20 protein-coding genes are annotated in these 16,175 nt (G+C 31.4%); 3 read left to right on the top strand and 17 right to left on the bottom strand.

Annotated elements, in window-relative coordinates; translation table 11 throughout:
• The 17 genes from J7M77_RS05870 to J7M77_RS05790 form a co-directional block, all read right to left on the bottom strand.
• Nucleotides 1-88: glycerophosphodiester phosphodiesterase family protein (locus J7M77_RS05870; protein WP_296876904.1), on the bottom strand; the 88-nt coding region annotated here is incomplete at its 3' end.
• A gap of 11 nt (nucleotides 89-99) precedes the next feature.
• A complete protein-coding gene (locus J7M77_RS05865; protein ID WP_296876903.1) occupies nucleotides 100-891 on the bottom strand; it encodes a Cof-type HAD-IIB family hydrolase in 792 nt (263 codons plus the stop codon).
• 54 nt (nucleotides 892-945) lie between these two features.
• A complete protein-coding gene (locus J7M77_RS05860) occupies nucleotides 946-1,422 on the bottom strand; it encodes a superoxide dismutase family protein (RefSeq protein ID WP_296876902.1) in 477 nt (158 codons plus the stop codon).
• 63 nt (nucleotides 1,423-1,485) lie between these two features.
• Nucleotides 1,486-2,913 (bottom strand): NlpC/P60 family protein, encoded by a 1,428-nt coding sequence (locus J7M77_RS05855; RefSeq protein ID WP_296876901.1) that lies wholly within the window; start codon nucleotides 2,911-2,913, stop codon nucleotides 1,486-1,488.
• Between the two features lie 348 nt (nucleotides 2,914-3,261).
• Nucleotides 3,262-3,816, bottom strand: a complete 555-nt coding sequence (nusG, locus tag J7M77_RS05850; RefSeq protein ID WP_296876900.1) for a transcription termination/antitermination protein NusG — start codon at nucleotides 3,814-3,816, stop codon at nucleotides 3,262-3,264.
• A 1-nt stretch (nucleotide 3,817) separates the two neighbouring features.
• A complete protein-coding gene (gene secE / locus J7M77_RS05845; protein WP_296876899.1) occupies nucleotides 3,818-4,006 on the bottom strand; it encodes a preprotein translocase subunit SecE in 189 nt (62 codons plus the stop codon).
• Between the two features lie 11 nt (nucleotides 4,007-4,017).
• Nucleotides 4,018-4,167, bottom strand: coding sequence for a 50S ribosomal protein L33 (rpmG, locus tag J7M77_RS05840; protein ID WP_296876898.1), 150 nt, complete (start codon nucleotides 4,165-4,167; stop codon nucleotides 4,018-4,020).
• A 52-nt stretch (nucleotides 4,168-4,219) separates the two neighbouring features.
• A complete protein-coding gene (locus J7M77_RS05835) occupies nucleotides 4,220-4,822 on the bottom strand; it encodes a sigma factor (RefSeq protein ID WP_296876897.1) in 603 nt (200 codons plus the stop codon).
• A 17-nt stretch (nucleotides 4,823-4,839) separates the two neighbouring features.
• Nucleotides 4,840-5,565, bottom strand: coding sequence for a 23S rRNA (guanosine(2251)-2'-O)-methyltransferase RlmB (rlmB, locus tag J7M77_RS05830; protein ID WP_296876896.1), 726 nt, complete (start codon nucleotides 5,563-5,565; stop codon nucleotides 4,840-4,842).
• 31 nt (nucleotides 5,566-5,596) lie between these two features.
• Entirely contained in the window at nucleotides 5,597-5,980 is a 384-nt protein-coding gene (locus J7M77_RS05825; protein ID WP_296876895.1) for a ribonuclease III domain-containing protein, read from the bottom strand.
• Entirely contained in the window at nucleotides 5,980-7,317 is a 1,338-nt protein-coding gene (gene cysS, locus J7M77_RS05820; RefSeq protein WP_296876894.1) for a cysteine--tRNA ligase, read from the bottom strand. The genes J7M77_RS05825 and cysS overlap by 1 nt, the downstream gene beginning before the upstream one ends.
• Before the next feature lie 192 nt (nucleotides 7,318-7,509).
• A complete protein-coding gene (locus tag J7M77_RS05815; RefSeq protein ID WP_296876893.1) occupies nucleotides 7,510-8,037 on the bottom strand; it encodes a hypothetical protein in 528 nt (175 codons plus the stop codon).
• A 65-nt stretch (nucleotides 8,038-8,102) separates the two neighbouring features.
• The gene (locus tag J7M77_RS05810; protein WP_296876892.1) at nucleotides 8,103-8,882 is read right to left on the bottom strand and encodes a Cof-type HAD-IIB family hydrolase; all 780 of its coding nucleotides are present in this window, start codon (nucleotides 8,880-8,882) and stop codon (nucleotides 8,103-8,105) included.
• A 12-nt stretch (nucleotides 8,883-8,894) separates the two neighbouring features.
• The gene (locus J7M77_RS05805; RefSeq protein WP_296876891.1) at nucleotides 8,895-9,308 is read right to left on the bottom strand and encodes a gamma-glutamylcyclotransferase; all 414 of its coding nucleotides are present in this window, start codon (nucleotides 9,306-9,308) and stop codon (nucleotides 8,895-8,897) included.
• Nucleotides 9,309-9,424: 116 nt separating this feature from the next.
• The gene (gene glgA, locus J7M77_RS05800) at nucleotides 9,425-10,855 is read right to left on the bottom strand and encodes a glycogen synthase GlgA (RefSeq protein ID WP_296876890.1); all 1,431 of its coding nucleotides are present in this window, start codon (nucleotides 10,853-10,855) and stop codon (nucleotides 9,425-9,427) included.
• Nucleotides 10,855-11,964 carry a glucose-1-phosphate adenylyltransferase subunit GlgD gene (gene glgD / locus J7M77_RS05795; RefSeq protein WP_296876889.1) on the bottom strand — a complete coding sequence of 370 codons (1,110 nt, stop codon included), beginning with the start codon at nucleotides 11,962-11,964 and terminating at the stop codon, nucleotides 10,855-10,857. The genes glgA and glgD overlap by 1 nt, the downstream gene beginning before the upstream one ends.
• A 14-nt stretch (nucleotides 11,965-11,978) precedes the next feature.
• Nucleotides 11,979-13,106: a glucose-1-phosphate adenylyltransferase gene (locus J7M77_RS05790; protein ID WP_296876888.1), complete on the bottom strand. Its 1,128-nt coding sequence runs from the start codon at nucleotides 13,104-13,106 to the stop codon at nucleotides 11,979-11,981.
• 258 nt (nucleotides 13,107-13,364) lie between these two features.
• Between J7M77_RS05790 and J7M77_RS05785 the strand changes: the two genes are divergently transcribed.
• From J7M77_RS05785 to asnB, 3 genes are all read left to right on the top strand, one after another.
• Nucleotides 13,365-13,784, top strand: a complete 420-nt coding sequence (locus J7M77_RS05785; RefSeq protein WP_296876887.1) for a cell wall hydrolase — start codon at nucleotides 13,365-13,367, stop codon at nucleotides 13,782-13,784.
• 23 nt (nucleotides 13,785-13,807) lie between these two features.
• Nucleotides 13,808-14,197: a spore coat protein GerQ gene (gene gerQ, locus J7M77_RS05780; RefSeq protein WP_296876886.1), complete on the top strand. Its 390-nt coding sequence runs from the start codon at nucleotides 13,808-13,810 to the stop codon at nucleotides 14,195-14,197.
• A gap of 153 nt (nucleotides 14,198-14,350) precedes the next feature.
• The gene (gene asnB, locus J7M77_RS05775) at nucleotides 14,351-16,171 is read left to right on the top strand and encodes an asparagine synthase (glutamine-hydrolyzing) (RefSeq protein WP_296876885.1); all 1,821 of its coding nucleotides are present in this window, start codon (nucleotides 14,351-14,353) and stop codon (nucleotides 16,169-16,171) included.
• Nucleotides 16,172-16,175: the final 4 nt, after the last annotated feature.

Genomic DNA, 16,175 nt, shown 5'->3' with positions numbered 1-16,175 from the left:
CAAAATTACCATCAATTGCTGCTTTAAAAGCCGGCATTGTATTTTCGGGATATTTATCACTATATCCGCGATGTCCTAATTTTATCATACTATCTCCTATTAAATCAGTTCAAACTGCTCTAAAGCCGTTTTAATTCCATTTTCTTCAATTCGATCTGTTACATAATCAGCGACCGCTTTTGCTTCCGGTACGGCATTTCCCATAGCCACACCAACTTTTACCGTTTCTAGCATTTCAATATCATTACGACCATCACCAAAGGCAATCGTATCATTTATATCACGATTTAGACGTTCCACTAACTTTTCAATTCCTACCGCTTTAGATACTCCTTTTAAGGTCAAATCAAATGAATAATCACTTTGATGACGCTGAACATCAAAATACTTACTTAATGTTTCGACCATGATCGGAATATCTTTTTTATCATTAACAACGATCATGCCAATATAAGTTTCGATTTGTTCTGGATCAAAGTCATCGATAATCGTTTCTGGTTTCATTTTCCAATTATTGGCAAATTGGATATGACGGGGATCATTTTTATCACGAACATAAATATAATCGCTATTTTCAAAATAATAATTAAAATTATATTTATTCGAAAGTTCCATTGTCGCTTTGATTGCTTCACTAGAAACAATCGCTTTATAAACCGGTTTTTGTAAATATTCAACATAACCGCCATTACAAGTAACATAACCACTAAATGGATAATCCATTACCCCATCAGTAATAAAACATTTACAGCGGCCCGTCGCTAAAAAAACATCATGCCCATTTTCTTTAAGCTTATCTAATGCTTCTTTTACATCATCACTAATTGCATAAATACCTTGATTACATTCAATCAATGTTCCATCAATATCAAAAAACAATAATTTACTCATGTTATACCTCCGCGTTTCTATTGTAACATAATCAAGGTTAATTGCTATAAAATATTAGCGATACAACTCTTTAATTGCTCCACAAGCAATGATTTCACCGGAATTACCTGATGGCTGAGTAGTAAAATCATCGGGACTTGCATGGATTACAATTGTATGTCCAACAATTCCCTCAGGTGTAAATTTGTCAATAAATACTGCCATCCAGGCCACTCCTTCTGTATTGGAAAATAACGGTGGTAAATCACCAGTATGATATGGATGCTTACAGCTATTGGTGCTAAAGTGACCACCAGCCCCGGCAAATGGTTGATTGGCACTGCCACTGCAGCTAGCACCTTCATGAATGTGCATTCCATGAACCCCTAAACGACATCCGGTAGCTGGAAGTCCTTGGGCTTCTACTACTAAAATTGTCCCTTCTTCAAATGGATAAGCTAACATAGTTCCTGTTACAGTTGGCCCATTTATCAATGCATAAGATTTAGGACTTTGCTGGCACAAAACTCTAATAATATCAAAAATGTTCATTTATATCCCTCCCCCATATATTTATGTTTAAAATAAAAAAAAAGAAAGGACATTTGCCCTTTCTTATAAATATCTTCTTGCACAAACGTAGTTACGATTCAAACTAGCTACTTTAACAACGTCACCAGTATGTGGGGCATGAACCATTTGTCCATTTCCAACATAAATTCCTACGTGAGTAATATTACTTGTACTAGAACCAAAGAAAACTAAATCTCCAGGTTGTAAATTAGCACGGTCAACGGCTGTACCCCCTTGTGATTGTCCCTGAGCTGTTCTGGCAATTGAAATACCATGTTGGCGATATACCCAAGAAGTAAATCCAGAGCAGTCAAATGCATTTGGTCCTGATGCCCCATATACATAAGGAACACCTAATTTGGTATAAGCAGTTTCTAAAATCTTATCACCTGGTGTAAATACTTTTACACTAAGAGTTGCACTAGATTGATTTCCAGTACTATCACTAACAGTATAAGTTACTGTTTTATTTCCAGTTGAATTAGTATCAATTCCACTAATAGCAACATTAGCCGTTAAATCACCATCTTTATTGTCAATGGCAGACACTAAATATTGGCGAGGATCTAAAGCAGATCCTTTTTCTACTTCAATTGCAGTAGTAGATAAATTAATTTGTGGTCCACTAATATCTTTTACTGTAAAGTTTAATGTTGTAACCACTTTATTTTGGGCTTCATCAGATGTTGTTACTTTGATTGTTTGCACTTCATTTTCTTTTTTAGTATCGACACTACCTTCAACTTCATTAGTAACTCCACCCATATCGTCACTAGCTGTTAAATAGTTTTCTAACTTAAATTCACTACCATAATCAATTACAACATCATTACCTTGACTTAATGTTACAACTGGAGCTGTTAAATCAGATACTGCAAATTCAAATGTTTTTTCATTAACATTTCCTGATGAATCAGCTACTTTTAAAGTAATATCATAAATACCAGGAACTGTTGTATCTAATTCTTTATCCGTTTCGATAAATGGTGAAACATCTCCATCAACATTATCGTTAGCACTAACATAACTTGTTATATCATTACTTCCGTTAATTGGTACTTGAACTACATAACCTTTTTTAGCACCAGCAATTTTAAATTCTGGAGCTTCCTGGTCAACTACAGCTACTTTTACCGTTTTTGTAGTAACATTAGCAAAACTATCAGTAGCACTAACTGTTAGATCATAAGTACCTAATTGATCTACGTCAACACTATTTACATTACCTTCAACAATTAATTCTTCACGCGAATCTTGGTTATCAGTAATATCAATTACATCTAAATCAAATTTTTCCCCATAAGGAACTTCAACCTGATTAGAAACAATAACTGGTGCTTCTTTATCAGTAGCCGCATAACCTACTAACATAAATACAGAAACTCCTAAAATTGGGAAAAACATTGCTTTCCGTTTGATAATATTTTCATTAACAAAATCAATAAGCTGTTCTTTACGATTTATTTTCATTAATTCACTTCCTATCTTAAACGTCCTAGGCATAATAACACATTTTAATTTAAAATGCAAATTTTATTGATATAATCATCGAAATTTCAATTATTAAAGAACTTGTTTAATATATAAAACAAACTATTTTTTTATATTATTGACTAAAACCCCCATGAAATAACACTTTTTTCAATTTCCGAAATTCTTTATTTTCTTTAAATTTTCTTAAAATTTATTTTTTTCAAAATTTGAAAATAATTTTTATAGTACCTATATCTAATCATTACCAGTTACCAGATAATTATACATCACCAAAAAAAGTCATCTTTAAACAAACAAAAAAACAGAGGCTAACCTCTGTCTAAATTATAAATCCGCTTTTTCTAATTGAACTAAATCAATTTCAATTGGTGTTAAATTTCCTAAAAAATCAATCAATACTTTAGCTGACTCTTTTTCATTATCAATCGAATCAACTTTACCACTTTTACCAGCGAAAGGACCAGAAACAACATTTACCATATCACCTGGTTCAAAATTAACATTTACTTCAGTAGTAATTCCCATTCGCTTTAAAATTGGTTCTAATTCTTCTTTAGGAAGCGGGAACGGTTTAGCTCCACCACCTGATGATCCAATAAATCCAGTTACTCCAGATGTATTTCTTACTACATACCAGGCTTCATCGGTCATGATCATTTCCACTAGCACATAACCAGGGAACATATTTTTAGTTTTATTGATTTTTTTACCATCTTTAATTTCTGTTTCAACATGTTCAGGGATAACAATTTGGAATAACACATCTTGTAATCCCATTGATTCAACTCGTTTTTCTAAGTTCTCTTTTACTTTATTTTCATGACCTGAATATGTGTTGACCACATACCAGCGTCTTCCTTCATCATTCATTCCTGTCATTTTAATTCATCCCCAATGCTTTCAATATAAATGCAATAATCGCATCACCGGCAAAAAAGTATAGACCCATGATAAAGCAAAAAATCAATACGATTGCTGAATTTTGGGCTAATTCTTTTTTAGACAGCCAGCTAATTTTCTTTATTTCACTTCTAATTCCCGTTAGTGTAAACCAGTCACGAAATTTCACTGCTAATCCTCCTATTTTGTTTCTTTGTGTAAAGTATGTTTACCACATTTTTTACAATATTTTCTTAATTCTAATCTTTCTACATTAGTACGTTTATTTTTGGTAATTGTATAGTTTCGCGATAAGCATTCACTACATACCAAGATTACTTTTTGTTTCATTTTATCAGCTCATTTCTATGCTATAATAATTTATCATAAAAGCTAGAGTTAGTCAAATAGATTTGAATCTAGCCATCTTTTTTTGAATCCGATAATTAGCATTATAAACACTGCGAACATCAACCTTCAAAATTTTCGCAATATCTTTACATCTATATCCTGCTTTACGATAACTAAAAATTGTTTTTTCTAACTCAGAAGTACAGCTCATTAAATGTTTTTCAACATGCTCTAATTGATTTGCGTTGCTAACTGCTTTAGCTGGTGTTTTAAAATCCGTCAAATTAGTAATATAAGTATCCTTTTTATCAAAATCATAAAAATCATCTAATGAATATTGGATCTTTCTTTCCCGAAGAAATTTTCCTTTTCTTTTAATGATTACTGATTTCAATGAATTATCAATTATCAACGAAATAAAACTACGTACTGACATTCCTTTATCAGGGCGATAGTTATTCAAAGATTTAAAAATTCTTGTAATAACAATTTGAATACATTCATCCTGTTCATTAAACTCAATCATACTTAGATATTGTTTTGACAAAATAATTCCAATTTGATCATAAACATATTCAACTAAATATTTCGTTGCAATTGGACATTCTTGTAAATATAAATAATATAGTTCTTCAATGTCGTAACCATCTTTCATGGTTACCTCCCTTCTGCTTATAAAGGGTTTCGAGAATTATATACTTGATATAAAATTACTGCAGTAGCTACCGATGCGTTTAATGAAGTTACATGTCCTACCATCGGTAAAACTACATTAAAATCACAATTTTTCTTTACTAGCCGTGATATTCCAAAACCTTCAGAACCAATCACAATTACTACCGGCATATTATAATCGACCTGACGATAGTCTTGCGACTGATCTAAATCACAGCCAACTACCCAAAAAGAACGCTTCTTTAACTCTTCTAATGTTCGTGATAAGTTAGTCACTTGAGCCACTTTAACATGATCAATAGCACCAGTGGAAACTTTGGCCACCGTTCCATTCAATCCAACACTGCGATTTTTGCCGATGATCACCCCATCAACACCAACAGCATCACAAGTTCTTAAAATTGCTCCTAAATTATGAGGATCTTCTAAACCATCAAGCATTAATAACAATGGCTGTTTACCTTTAGGAATAGCATTAATTATTTCATCAATTGAATAGTAGCGATAACCTTCGATTGATGCCATAACACCCTGGTGGGTTACATTACCGATTTTTTTGATAAATTCATTTTTATTGACCTGGTGACAAGGAACATTTCTTTTTTGGCATAGTTCAATAATTTTATTGTCTTTAAAATTGTTTTGGACATATACAGCATATACTCGTTTATCTCCCTTTAAAGCCTCTAATATTGTGTTTTTACCATATATATATTGTTTCATATTTTTCACCTTTTTTTATCTCAAATTTATCTCATTTTTGTTTACTGTTTATATAACTTTTGTATCGCTCAAATATCTCTTTTATCCGCTCATAATTTTCTTGTAAATACAGTGATCCGATAATTGCTTCAAAACCAGTTGAATGAATGTGATCAAGACTTTCATTCTTCCGACCTTTAGTATTACGACCGCGCTTATAAATATCTACTTCTTCGTCGCTAAAAAAATCTTCTTTTAAAATTGTATGCATAAAACTAGCGTGTGAAGATGCTGATACATATTTTACCGTTTCGATTTGAAGATCACCGACTTTAACCAAATCACTTTCTTTTATTAATTTACTGCGTACGACTACTTCCCAAACACTATCTCCTAGAAAAGCTAGCACAGTTGGATTAATTAAATCAGTTCGCATTAAATAATCCCCTTATTAATTAATTCTTTACGTATTTCATCAGCTTTTTCAAAATCTTTATTTGCTTTAGCTACTTGCCAAGTTTGATATAAATCTAATTCATCATCACTTAATTGTTTTGGTTCATAAACAAAACCAATTACACTGACCATTTTTAATAACGTCTGGTAAGCCACACTGATCATTTGATCATCTTTATCTCTTTGTCTAAATAATTGATTTAATTTTTTAACTTGATTCAAGATCTTAGTTAAAGCTAGTGAAGTATTTAAATCATCTTCTAATGCTTTAACCATATCGTCAACAACTTCCTGATCATAATTTTGATTATTTACATGGTTTACTTGTAGATATAATGATACTGTTTTAACTACGTTATCAATCTTAGCCACTTCTTTTTTTACATTAGCGACCACTTCATCAGTTAAGTTTAAAGGATTACGATAATGGCTAGATAACATTAACCATTTATATACATTGCATCCTAATTTTGCAATCATGTCCTTTGCCCAAATAACATTTCCTAATGATTTTGACATTTTTTGATTATCAATATTGATCATTTGATTATGCATCCAAGTATGAGCAATTGGATGATGATGGCAAGCCATTGATTGGGCAATTTCATTTTCATGGTGTGGGAATTTTAAGTCCTGCCCACCACCATGAATATCAATTTTACCACCTTCAAAAATATCATTGATCATTACAACACATTCAGTATGCCAGCCAGGACGCCCTTTTGACCATGGGCTATCAAATTGAATTCCTTCATCAGTTTTTTTCCATAATGCAAAATCAGTTGATTCTTCTTTTTTATCATTTTCATCAATTCGTTCACTAGCACCAGCAACCAAATCTTCAATTTTAATTCCAGATAACTGACCATATTCTTTTATTTTAGAAACTCTAAAATAAACATCACCATCTTTAACATAAGCATAACCATCTTTAACTAATCCATCAATGAATTTAATTATCGCATCCATTGTATTAGTAACTCGTGGCGCATACGTTGGGAATAATAAATTCAAATCACGACGAACATCTTCATAGGCTTTGATATACTTATCAGTTAATTCTTTTTCGGTAATTCCTTCTTCTTTAGCTGCTTTAATAATTTTATCATCGACATCAGTAAAATTAGATACAAAAGTAACTTTATAACCTAAATACTCAAACGTCCGCCGTAACACATCAAAAACAATCATTGGCCGGGTATTACCAATATGCACATAGTTATATACTGTTGGCCCGCATACATAAATACTCACTTCCCCTTCACGAAGTGGTTTAAAATCTTCTTTTTTATTTGTTAGCGTATTAAATAACTTCATCACAACCTCCATAAATAAAAAAGCATAATACTATCATCTCTCGATAGCAGATGCTTTATCGTTAAATGCTTTCAAACTTGATTAGCACTTCATTTAATTTTCTACCATCAAACAGCTAAATTAAATTTCTAAAACTGCCTATCTTATTTAAATACATTTTATATCTTAACAAAATCTATTGTAAAATACAACTTATTTACCAGCGTTCATCGAAAAGCTTTCTAAATATACAGTCATATCTTCTTCGTTTTCATTAAAAACATCTTTAATTGAACGATATCCATAAATATAAATAACATCCTCTAAAAAATAAACTATTTCTTTACTTTTTATTCCAGTTTTATCATCTTCATAGATATATTCATATACATCTAAGCCACTATCAACAACTGGTTTCATTACTTCAATATTACTTGCCTGTCCTTGTTCCAATAAGCCAGTATATAGCTCATCTTTATCACTTACCATATTATCACTTTGATCATTGATAACTGTAAAGTACAAAGTATTATCATCTTTAGTAAATTCCACCATTTTCACATTGTCAACACTATTAATATTGCCAGATACAGTAACTTCGTAATCTTTAGGATAATAAAAACTCACTCCATCATCAGTAGTATAAAGTTCGCCTGTTTTAGTCAGATTTACATCCTGCTGCAAAGTACCACAAGCACTAATAAAAAACAGCATTATGGCAAATAGGATTGATTTTTTCATCATCCTCCCTCCTTACTACCCCATTTTACACAACTAAACTAGTGATTACAACCAAATTTTTGCCTTTAAATCAAATCAAAATGCTTCAAAGCAGTAACAATCCCATCATCTTCAACACTATCAGTTACATAATCAGCACACTTTAAAGTATCTTGATGACCGTTAGCCATACAGACACCAATTCCAACATATTCAAGCATATCAATATCATTATGACCATCACCAAAAGCCATTGTTTCTTCCTGCTTAATTCCATAATGATCAATCATTGCTTTGATTCCTTCTTGTTTACCACCAAATTCAGGAATAATATCATAAGCCCCATCATGCCATCTAGTATGTTTACATTTTTTTAATAATCCTACTAATGCGATAATTTCTTGTTCATTAATAAATGGATCAATTTGATAAACATCATGGTGTTTAGCTCTGGTAATATCTTTAACTGGTGGTAATGAAGTATTTATTGCTGCCTGGGCTTCAATTACATAATCATTGATTAAATTTATATATAAGTCATCACTTTCAACAAAGCTGCACGCTAAATTATGTTTAGTAACATATTCAACAACCTTACATACATCATCATGATCAATTGGATTTTTATATATTATGCCCTCCTGGTTAAAACAATAACCGCCATTTAAAGTCAAATATCCATCAAAAATAAATTTTTGATTAATCCCTAATTCCTCAATTTCTAAAGCATGTCGCCCACTGGCAATAAATAATTTAATTTCTTTTTTTCGTAATTGTTTAAACGCCGCAACTACATTATCACTTATTTGCTTTTGAGTCTTAGAAATCAATGTCCCATCAATATCAAAAAATATCGCTTTTACCATTATAGCCTCCTATTAGCCAATTGTTTTAATATGTTCAACATAATCTAAGCAAGTAATTAGCTCTCCTAGCTTTTGATTATTTGGATTTCTAGTGTTATAAACATATACTGGTAAGTGATCAATAATTTCTTTATTTTCATCATAAACATCGCATTCAATGATATCATATTCATTATCAATATTATTGTCACTAATATATCCTTCCATTTTATTAACCGCCATTAAAGTTTCTTCACTCATTTCATGGATTTCTCCCTTAACAAAATCATTTCCCGTTAATAAAAAGGCAGGATAAACTTTTCCCTTAATTGTATATAAACTTCCTTTAATATATCCATATTTTCTAAACGTATCTTCTTTTTTTAAATATGTATCATAATTATACATTCCTTTTCTAAGAGTACCATAAACAAATATTTTAGCCATAATTCTACCTCCTACTTTGCTTATAATATTATATCCAAAAAAACCTGCCATTGGCAACTCATTAAGAAAAGGAACAGCTAAAATAGCTGTTCCTAACAGATAACAACACTTACATGCTATCCAATCAACGAATTAAATACTTTTAAATATTCATCAGCACTTGCATCCCAATCTAATTTAGCACTCATTGCTCTTTCCATGATACCTTTCCAAGCTTCTGGATCTTCACCATACACTTTTAAAGCATAGTCAATTGTATTCATCATTTCATGAGCATTGAAATTAGCAAAACTGAATCCAGTTCCCGTATGTGCATATTCATCATAAGGGATAACACTATCTTTTAATCCACCAGTTTCTCTAACGATTGGAATTGTTCCGTATCTAAGTGACATCATTTGTGATAAACCACAAGGTTCAAACAATGATGGCATTAAGAACATATCACATCCAGCATAAATGCGACAAGATAATCCAAAGTCATATTTCAATTGTAATGATACTTTATCAGGGTGATGATATGCGATACCTTTTAAAGCATCTTCATAAACACGATCCCCAGCACCTAAAATAATAATTTGAACATCACGGCTGCACATTTCACTAAACTGATTTAAGATCAAGTCTAAACCTTTTTGTTTAGTTAAACGAGTAACTACCCCGATTAATGGAACATCTTTATTTTCAGGTAATCCTACTTCTTTTTGTAAAGCTAGCTTATTAGCCACTTTATCTTCAAATACAGTATTAATATCATAATTCTTTACAATTTCAGGATCAGTAGCTGGATTAATTACATCATAGTCTACTCCATTTAAAATACCATATAAATCATATTTACGCATTTCTAAGATATTTTGTAATCCTTCACCATATTCAGGTGTTAAAATTTCTTTTGCATAAGTTGGTGAAACCGTAGTTACGATATCACTATAGAAAATTGCCGCTTTCATCATATTAAAGCATCCATCATTACGACAGTTACCATTGTAATATAAGTAATTATCTAATCCAAATAATTCACTTAATAATCTTGGATCGGCTTTACCTTGGAACGCAATATTATGAATAGTGAAAACAATCTTAATATTTTCATAATGTTCATAATAACAATATCTTTCTTTATATAACATCGCAATCATAGCTGTTTGCCAGTCATGTAAATGCAAGATATCCGGTTTCAAATCTAAATGCGAAATCAATTCTAATACTGCAAAATCAAAATACGCAAATCTTTCATTATCATCATCATAACCATATAATCCTGGTCGTTTAAAATATTGTTCATTATCAATGAAATAGAAACGTACACCATCTAATTCATAAGTGAACACACCGCAATATACTTTACGCCATCCTACCCAAATATCAAAGTTAGTTACATACTGAATTTCATCAGCCATTTTCATATCCTGATATTTTGGCAAAACAACGATACTTTCAACACCTTTCTTTACCATTTCTTTTGGTAAAGAACCTAATACATCAGCCAATCCACCAGATTTAATAAATGGTGTTGCTTCTGATGTAGCAAATAACACCCGCATTAAACTACATCTCCTTCTTTAATATACAATGGTGTATTAGCATCACCTTTTAATTCTAATTGACGTTGCACTTTAGAAGTTTTATCCATGATCACATTTTCCAAATGAGCACCTGGACTTACAATTGCACCAGAGAATAAGATACAATTTTTAACAACCGCACCAGCACCAACTGAAACATTACGTCCAATGATACTATTTTCAACAGTACCATTGATCATTGCCCCATTAGCTACAAATGAACTAGTAACTTCTGATTCAGCCAAATATTTTGTTGGTGGTGTATCATTAGTATTTGTATAAATTGGCCAATTGCTTTTAAATACCGCAGATGATACATCTAGATCTAAGAACTCTAATGAATATTGATAATAGTGTTCTAATGAATCCATGCAACGTGCATAACCTTTATATTCATAAGCATTAATTTGTTTTTCATCACATAGATAAGCAAGTACATCTCTTAAACTAAAGAATGAACTAATTTTTTGAGCTTGTTTCATAACTTTTAATAAAGTTTTTGTGTTGAAAACATAAGTTTCCATTGAAATACTACGATCTTTACGGCTACCTCTATTTCTTTCAATAGCAGTAACTAATTTATTTTTAACTGTTAAACAGTCACATCCAATGTATGCTTCATTAGCATCATGAACTTTTTTATAAACCATAGTAATTTCAGCACCAGCTTTTTCATGAGCTTCAATAACATCATTATAATTCATTGTAGTAATGATATGAGCAGGTGCAACGACAACATAATCAGCTTTATTAGTTTCTAAGAAAGCAATATTTTCAATTAAGTTGTTGATATCATGATTGTAATTAGGGTTATTAGCGTATTTTTCATTATATAACAAAGATACGCCACCAGCTTTAGAGTTAAAGTTCCATGAATTACCATTACCTAAATGTTTAAATAATGATCTTGGTTTTCTTTGAATCAATACCCCAACTGCATCAATTGTTGAGTTTGACATATTTGATAATACAAAATCGATCAACGCATAACGTCCTAAGAAACTAACAGACGCTACTGGTCTTCTTTCTGTTAGACCGACAAAGTCTACATTAGAGTGTAAATTTACGATACCAATTGCTTTAACCATCTCTATTTCCTCCCCTACTTACTATTATCACTAATCAAAGCGACTTCTTTGGCTTCTTCATTAATTTTTGTGTTTGCACGAATTACTACACCTTCGTCTACAATTGCTTTATAAACTTCAGCACCTTCTTCAACTAATACACCTGGCATTAAAACTGAATCGATAACTTTTGCTCCTTCACCAATATTAACATTATTAAATAATACTGATCCTTCAACATTTCCATTAACTAGGCAGCCTTGAGTAACCATTGAATTTTTGATTGTAGCTTTGTCACCAATAATTTGTGGTTTTTCCAAAGTATCTTCTGTATAGATCTTCCAATCTTTTTTAATATTATAAAGATCTAATTCTTTATCATTCAATAAGTCCATATTTGCTTGCCATAAACTTTCAACAGTTCCAACATCTTTCCAATATCCGCTAAATTCATAAGCCCATAATTTCTTATTATCCTTTAACATATCTGGAATGATATTCATACCAAAGTCATGTTTACTTTCTTCGTTTTTAGCATCATTAATTAAATACTTTCTTAATTCTTTATAAGTAAAGATATAAATACCCATTGAAGCTAATGTAGATTTAGGTTTGGCTGGTTTTTCTTCAAACTCATAAATAGTACCATCTTCATTAGTATTCATAATTCCAAAACGACTTGCTTCTTTTAAAGAAACATTCAATACCGCAATAGTTGCATCAGCTTTACGTTCTTTGTGAGCATCTAGCATCTTATCATAATCCATTTTATAAATGTGATCTCCTGATAAGATCAAAACATATTCAGGATCATATTGATCCAAGAAGCTAATATTTTGGTAAATTGCATCAGCTGTACCAGCATACCATGTTGCTCCTACTTCACCACGTTCACGAGCTGGTAAAATTGCAGCTAATGATTGTTTACCATCAAGCCCCCATTTTGTTCCGGCACCAACATAAGTACCTAATAATACAGATTCATATTGTGTTAACACACCTACAACATCAATCCCAGAGTTTGCACAGTTGCTTAAAGGAAAGTCAATAATCCGATATTTACCTCCAAAATGCACTGCTGGTTTAGCTACTTTAGCTGTTAGTGCTTCTAGACGTGTCCCACGTCCTCCAGCTAAAATCATTGCGACAATCTCTCTTCCCATTTTTTAAAATACCTCCTTGTCTAATGTAAGCGCTTTACCTATAATACTATTCTAGCATAAATTAAAAATAAATTCGAGATTTATTATACGAAATATAAATATTATATCTTGTCATTTATTATACTCCATTTTATTTTTTCATTAAACCTTTAAATAAACATTTTAATGTAAAAATTTTGTTAACAGATACTGATTGCTGTAATTCAAATTATTAGCATTTTTTATTAACTCAGACATATATTATTATGGGGTGATAAATTGGCACGAGTAAAATATACAAATGAAGAGGTCGATTTACTAGCACGTTTGATCCAGTCCGAAGCCTTAGGTGAGGGCGAACAAGGAATGTTACTTGTTGGAAACGTAGTTATTAATCGTGTAGTAGCTAATTGTGATGTTTTTAGAAATACTCGAACTATTACTGAAGTAATTTATCAAAAGAACGCTTTTTCAGGTGTTGGTACACCATTATTTAACGAACCAGTTAATGGCCTCGTTCGCTCTCTAGCCTTGCGCTGTATTAACGGCTATCGTAATGAACCGGCCACAAATGCCCTTTGGTTCAAAAATCCTGGTCGTGATGTTGCTTGTCCAGAAAGATTTTATGGCAATCTTTCAGGGCGCTATAAACAGCATTGTTTTTACAATCCAGGATTAAGCTTAAACTGTGATTTATAAGAATATAAACAAGGAGATTGATTATGAATTATTTTAATGATTTAAATCCATATTTGGTCCGTCAAGAAAATGACGACTCTAATAATACAACTTCCAGTACTACTCCTAGTACTACTCCAGGAATGACTACACCAGATCCAACAACACCAATTACACCAGCACCAGTTATCGATCAAGCCTATGTTGAAAATATTTTAAGGTTAAATGTCGGTAAACTAGGCAGTTTTTATTTTACCTATGCAAGCAGTAACGAATGGCGTGATAAAGTTTATAAAGGAATTATTGAAGAAGCCGGACGTGATCATTTCATTGTCCACGATCCTAAAACCGATCAACGTTATTTGCTTCAGTTAGTATATCTAACCTGGGCTGAATTCGATGAAGCTATAAACTACCAGCATCCTTATCAATAAAATTTAACCGGTTTTAATTTAATCTTTAAATTCCTTAATTTTTCTTAGCAACAAATTAGCATTTACTAGTATCTCTTAGCAATATTTAATAAATCTTAACTATTCTCGAAATCATTTATTTTAAGTATATAATACCTCCGCGGAGGTATTTTTATGTGTGGAATTGTTGGATATACAAACACTACTTTAAACAATCAGGCTGTAATCGAAAAAATGTTACAGCAAATTAAGCACCGTGGTCCAGATGACCAGGGCTATTATCAAGATCATCAGATTACATTAGGAATGCGTCGTTTAAGTATCATTGATCTAGATAATGGTAAGCAGCCTATTTTTAATGAAAATAAAACAAAAATATTAGTTTTTAATGGTGAAATCTATAACTATCAAGTTCTAAAAGCTAAACTTATTTCTTTAGGTCATGTTTTTACAACCAATAGTGATAGTGAAGTAATTCTTCATGGTTATGAAGAATATGGCAACAAAATCGTTAATTACTTACGAGGAATGTTTGCCTTTGCCATCTATGATCTTAATACTAGTACATTATTTATTGCTCGCGATATCTTTGGAATCAAGCCCTTATTTTATGCAATCGTTAATAACGAATTAGTATTCGCATCAGAAATAAAAGCTTTACTTAAATATCCTGGAATTGAAAAAAAATTTAATGAGCAGGCTTTGGCTAGTTATCTAGCATTTCAATATAATCCACTTACAGAAACTTTCTATCAAGGCATTTTTCAATTATTACCAGGACATTATCTTGAATTTAAAGATTCAATTAAACTAACACAATATTTCAAATTTAATTATCATATTAAAGATGATTTAAGTGAATATCGTGCCCTTAAAAGCGTTAAATCAGTCTTAGAAGATTCAATCAATCATCATCAAATTGCTGATGTAGAAATGGGATCTTTTTTATCAGGTGGGATTGATTCATCATATTTAGCGGCTAACAGTAAGATAAAAAAGACTTTTAGTGTTGGTTTTGATGATCCTGATTATAGTGAATTGCCATTAGCTAAAGATCTGTGTCAGCATTTAGATATTGCCAATTACCAAAAAGTAATTACCAAAGAAGAATTTTGGCAAACTGTTCCTACGATTCTAACGATCCTTGATGAACCAGTTGCTGATCCTTCAATAATTCCTTTATATCATTTAACCAAACTTGCCAGTAAACATGTAAAAGTTGTTTTATCTGGTGAAGGCAGTGATGAATTATTTGGCGGTTATAACATTTATCAATCACCACTTAGTTTAGCACCACTTAGATTTATTCCATTTAGTTTGCGTAGAGTTCTAAAAAATATTTTATTAAAAACTAACTGCAACTTTAAAGGAAAACAATATCTAATTCGTGCTGGTCAAAGTATTGAAGAACGTTTTATTGGCAATGCCTTTATTTTCCAAAATCACGAAATAAAAAAATTGCTTAAACCAAATTTACCTATTAATCAAGTTCAGGCATTAACTAAGCCATACTATCGAGATGTTGCCAATCAGGATGTAATTACCAAAATGCAATATATCGATTTAAACTTTTGGCTACGTGGTGATATTTTACGAAAAGCCGATCATATTTCGATGGCTAATTCACTGGAAGTTAGGGTTCCCTATCTTGATAAAGAAGTATGGGCGGTTAGTTCTATCTTACCAACCAAATTTAGAGTTAATAAAAAAGCAACTAAATATATTTTCCGTAAAGTTGCTTGTGAATCATTGCCATTAAAAAATGCTAATCGAAAAAAACTTGGTTTTCCTGTTCCTATCAATAAGTGGTTAAAGGAAAAAGAGTACTATCAATTAGTTAAAAAGGCTTTTAATAGCGAAAGTGCTAAAAAATATTTTAATCAAGATAATTTAAATCTTTTATTAGATAATCATTACCAGGGAATTGAAAATAATGCCCGCAAGATCTGGACAGTCTATCTATTTTTAACCTGGTATCAACAAAACTTTAAATAAACAT

This window comes from Thomasclavelia sp., from assembly GCF_017889095.1.
In the GTDB taxonomy this organism is placed as follows: domain Bacteria; phylum Bacillota_I; class Bacilli_A; order Erysipelotrichales; family Coprobacillaceae; genus Thomasclavelia.
The sequence above is the reverse complement of the archived record's forward strand: the minus strand, read 5'-3'. Positions and strand labels throughout refer to the sequence as shown.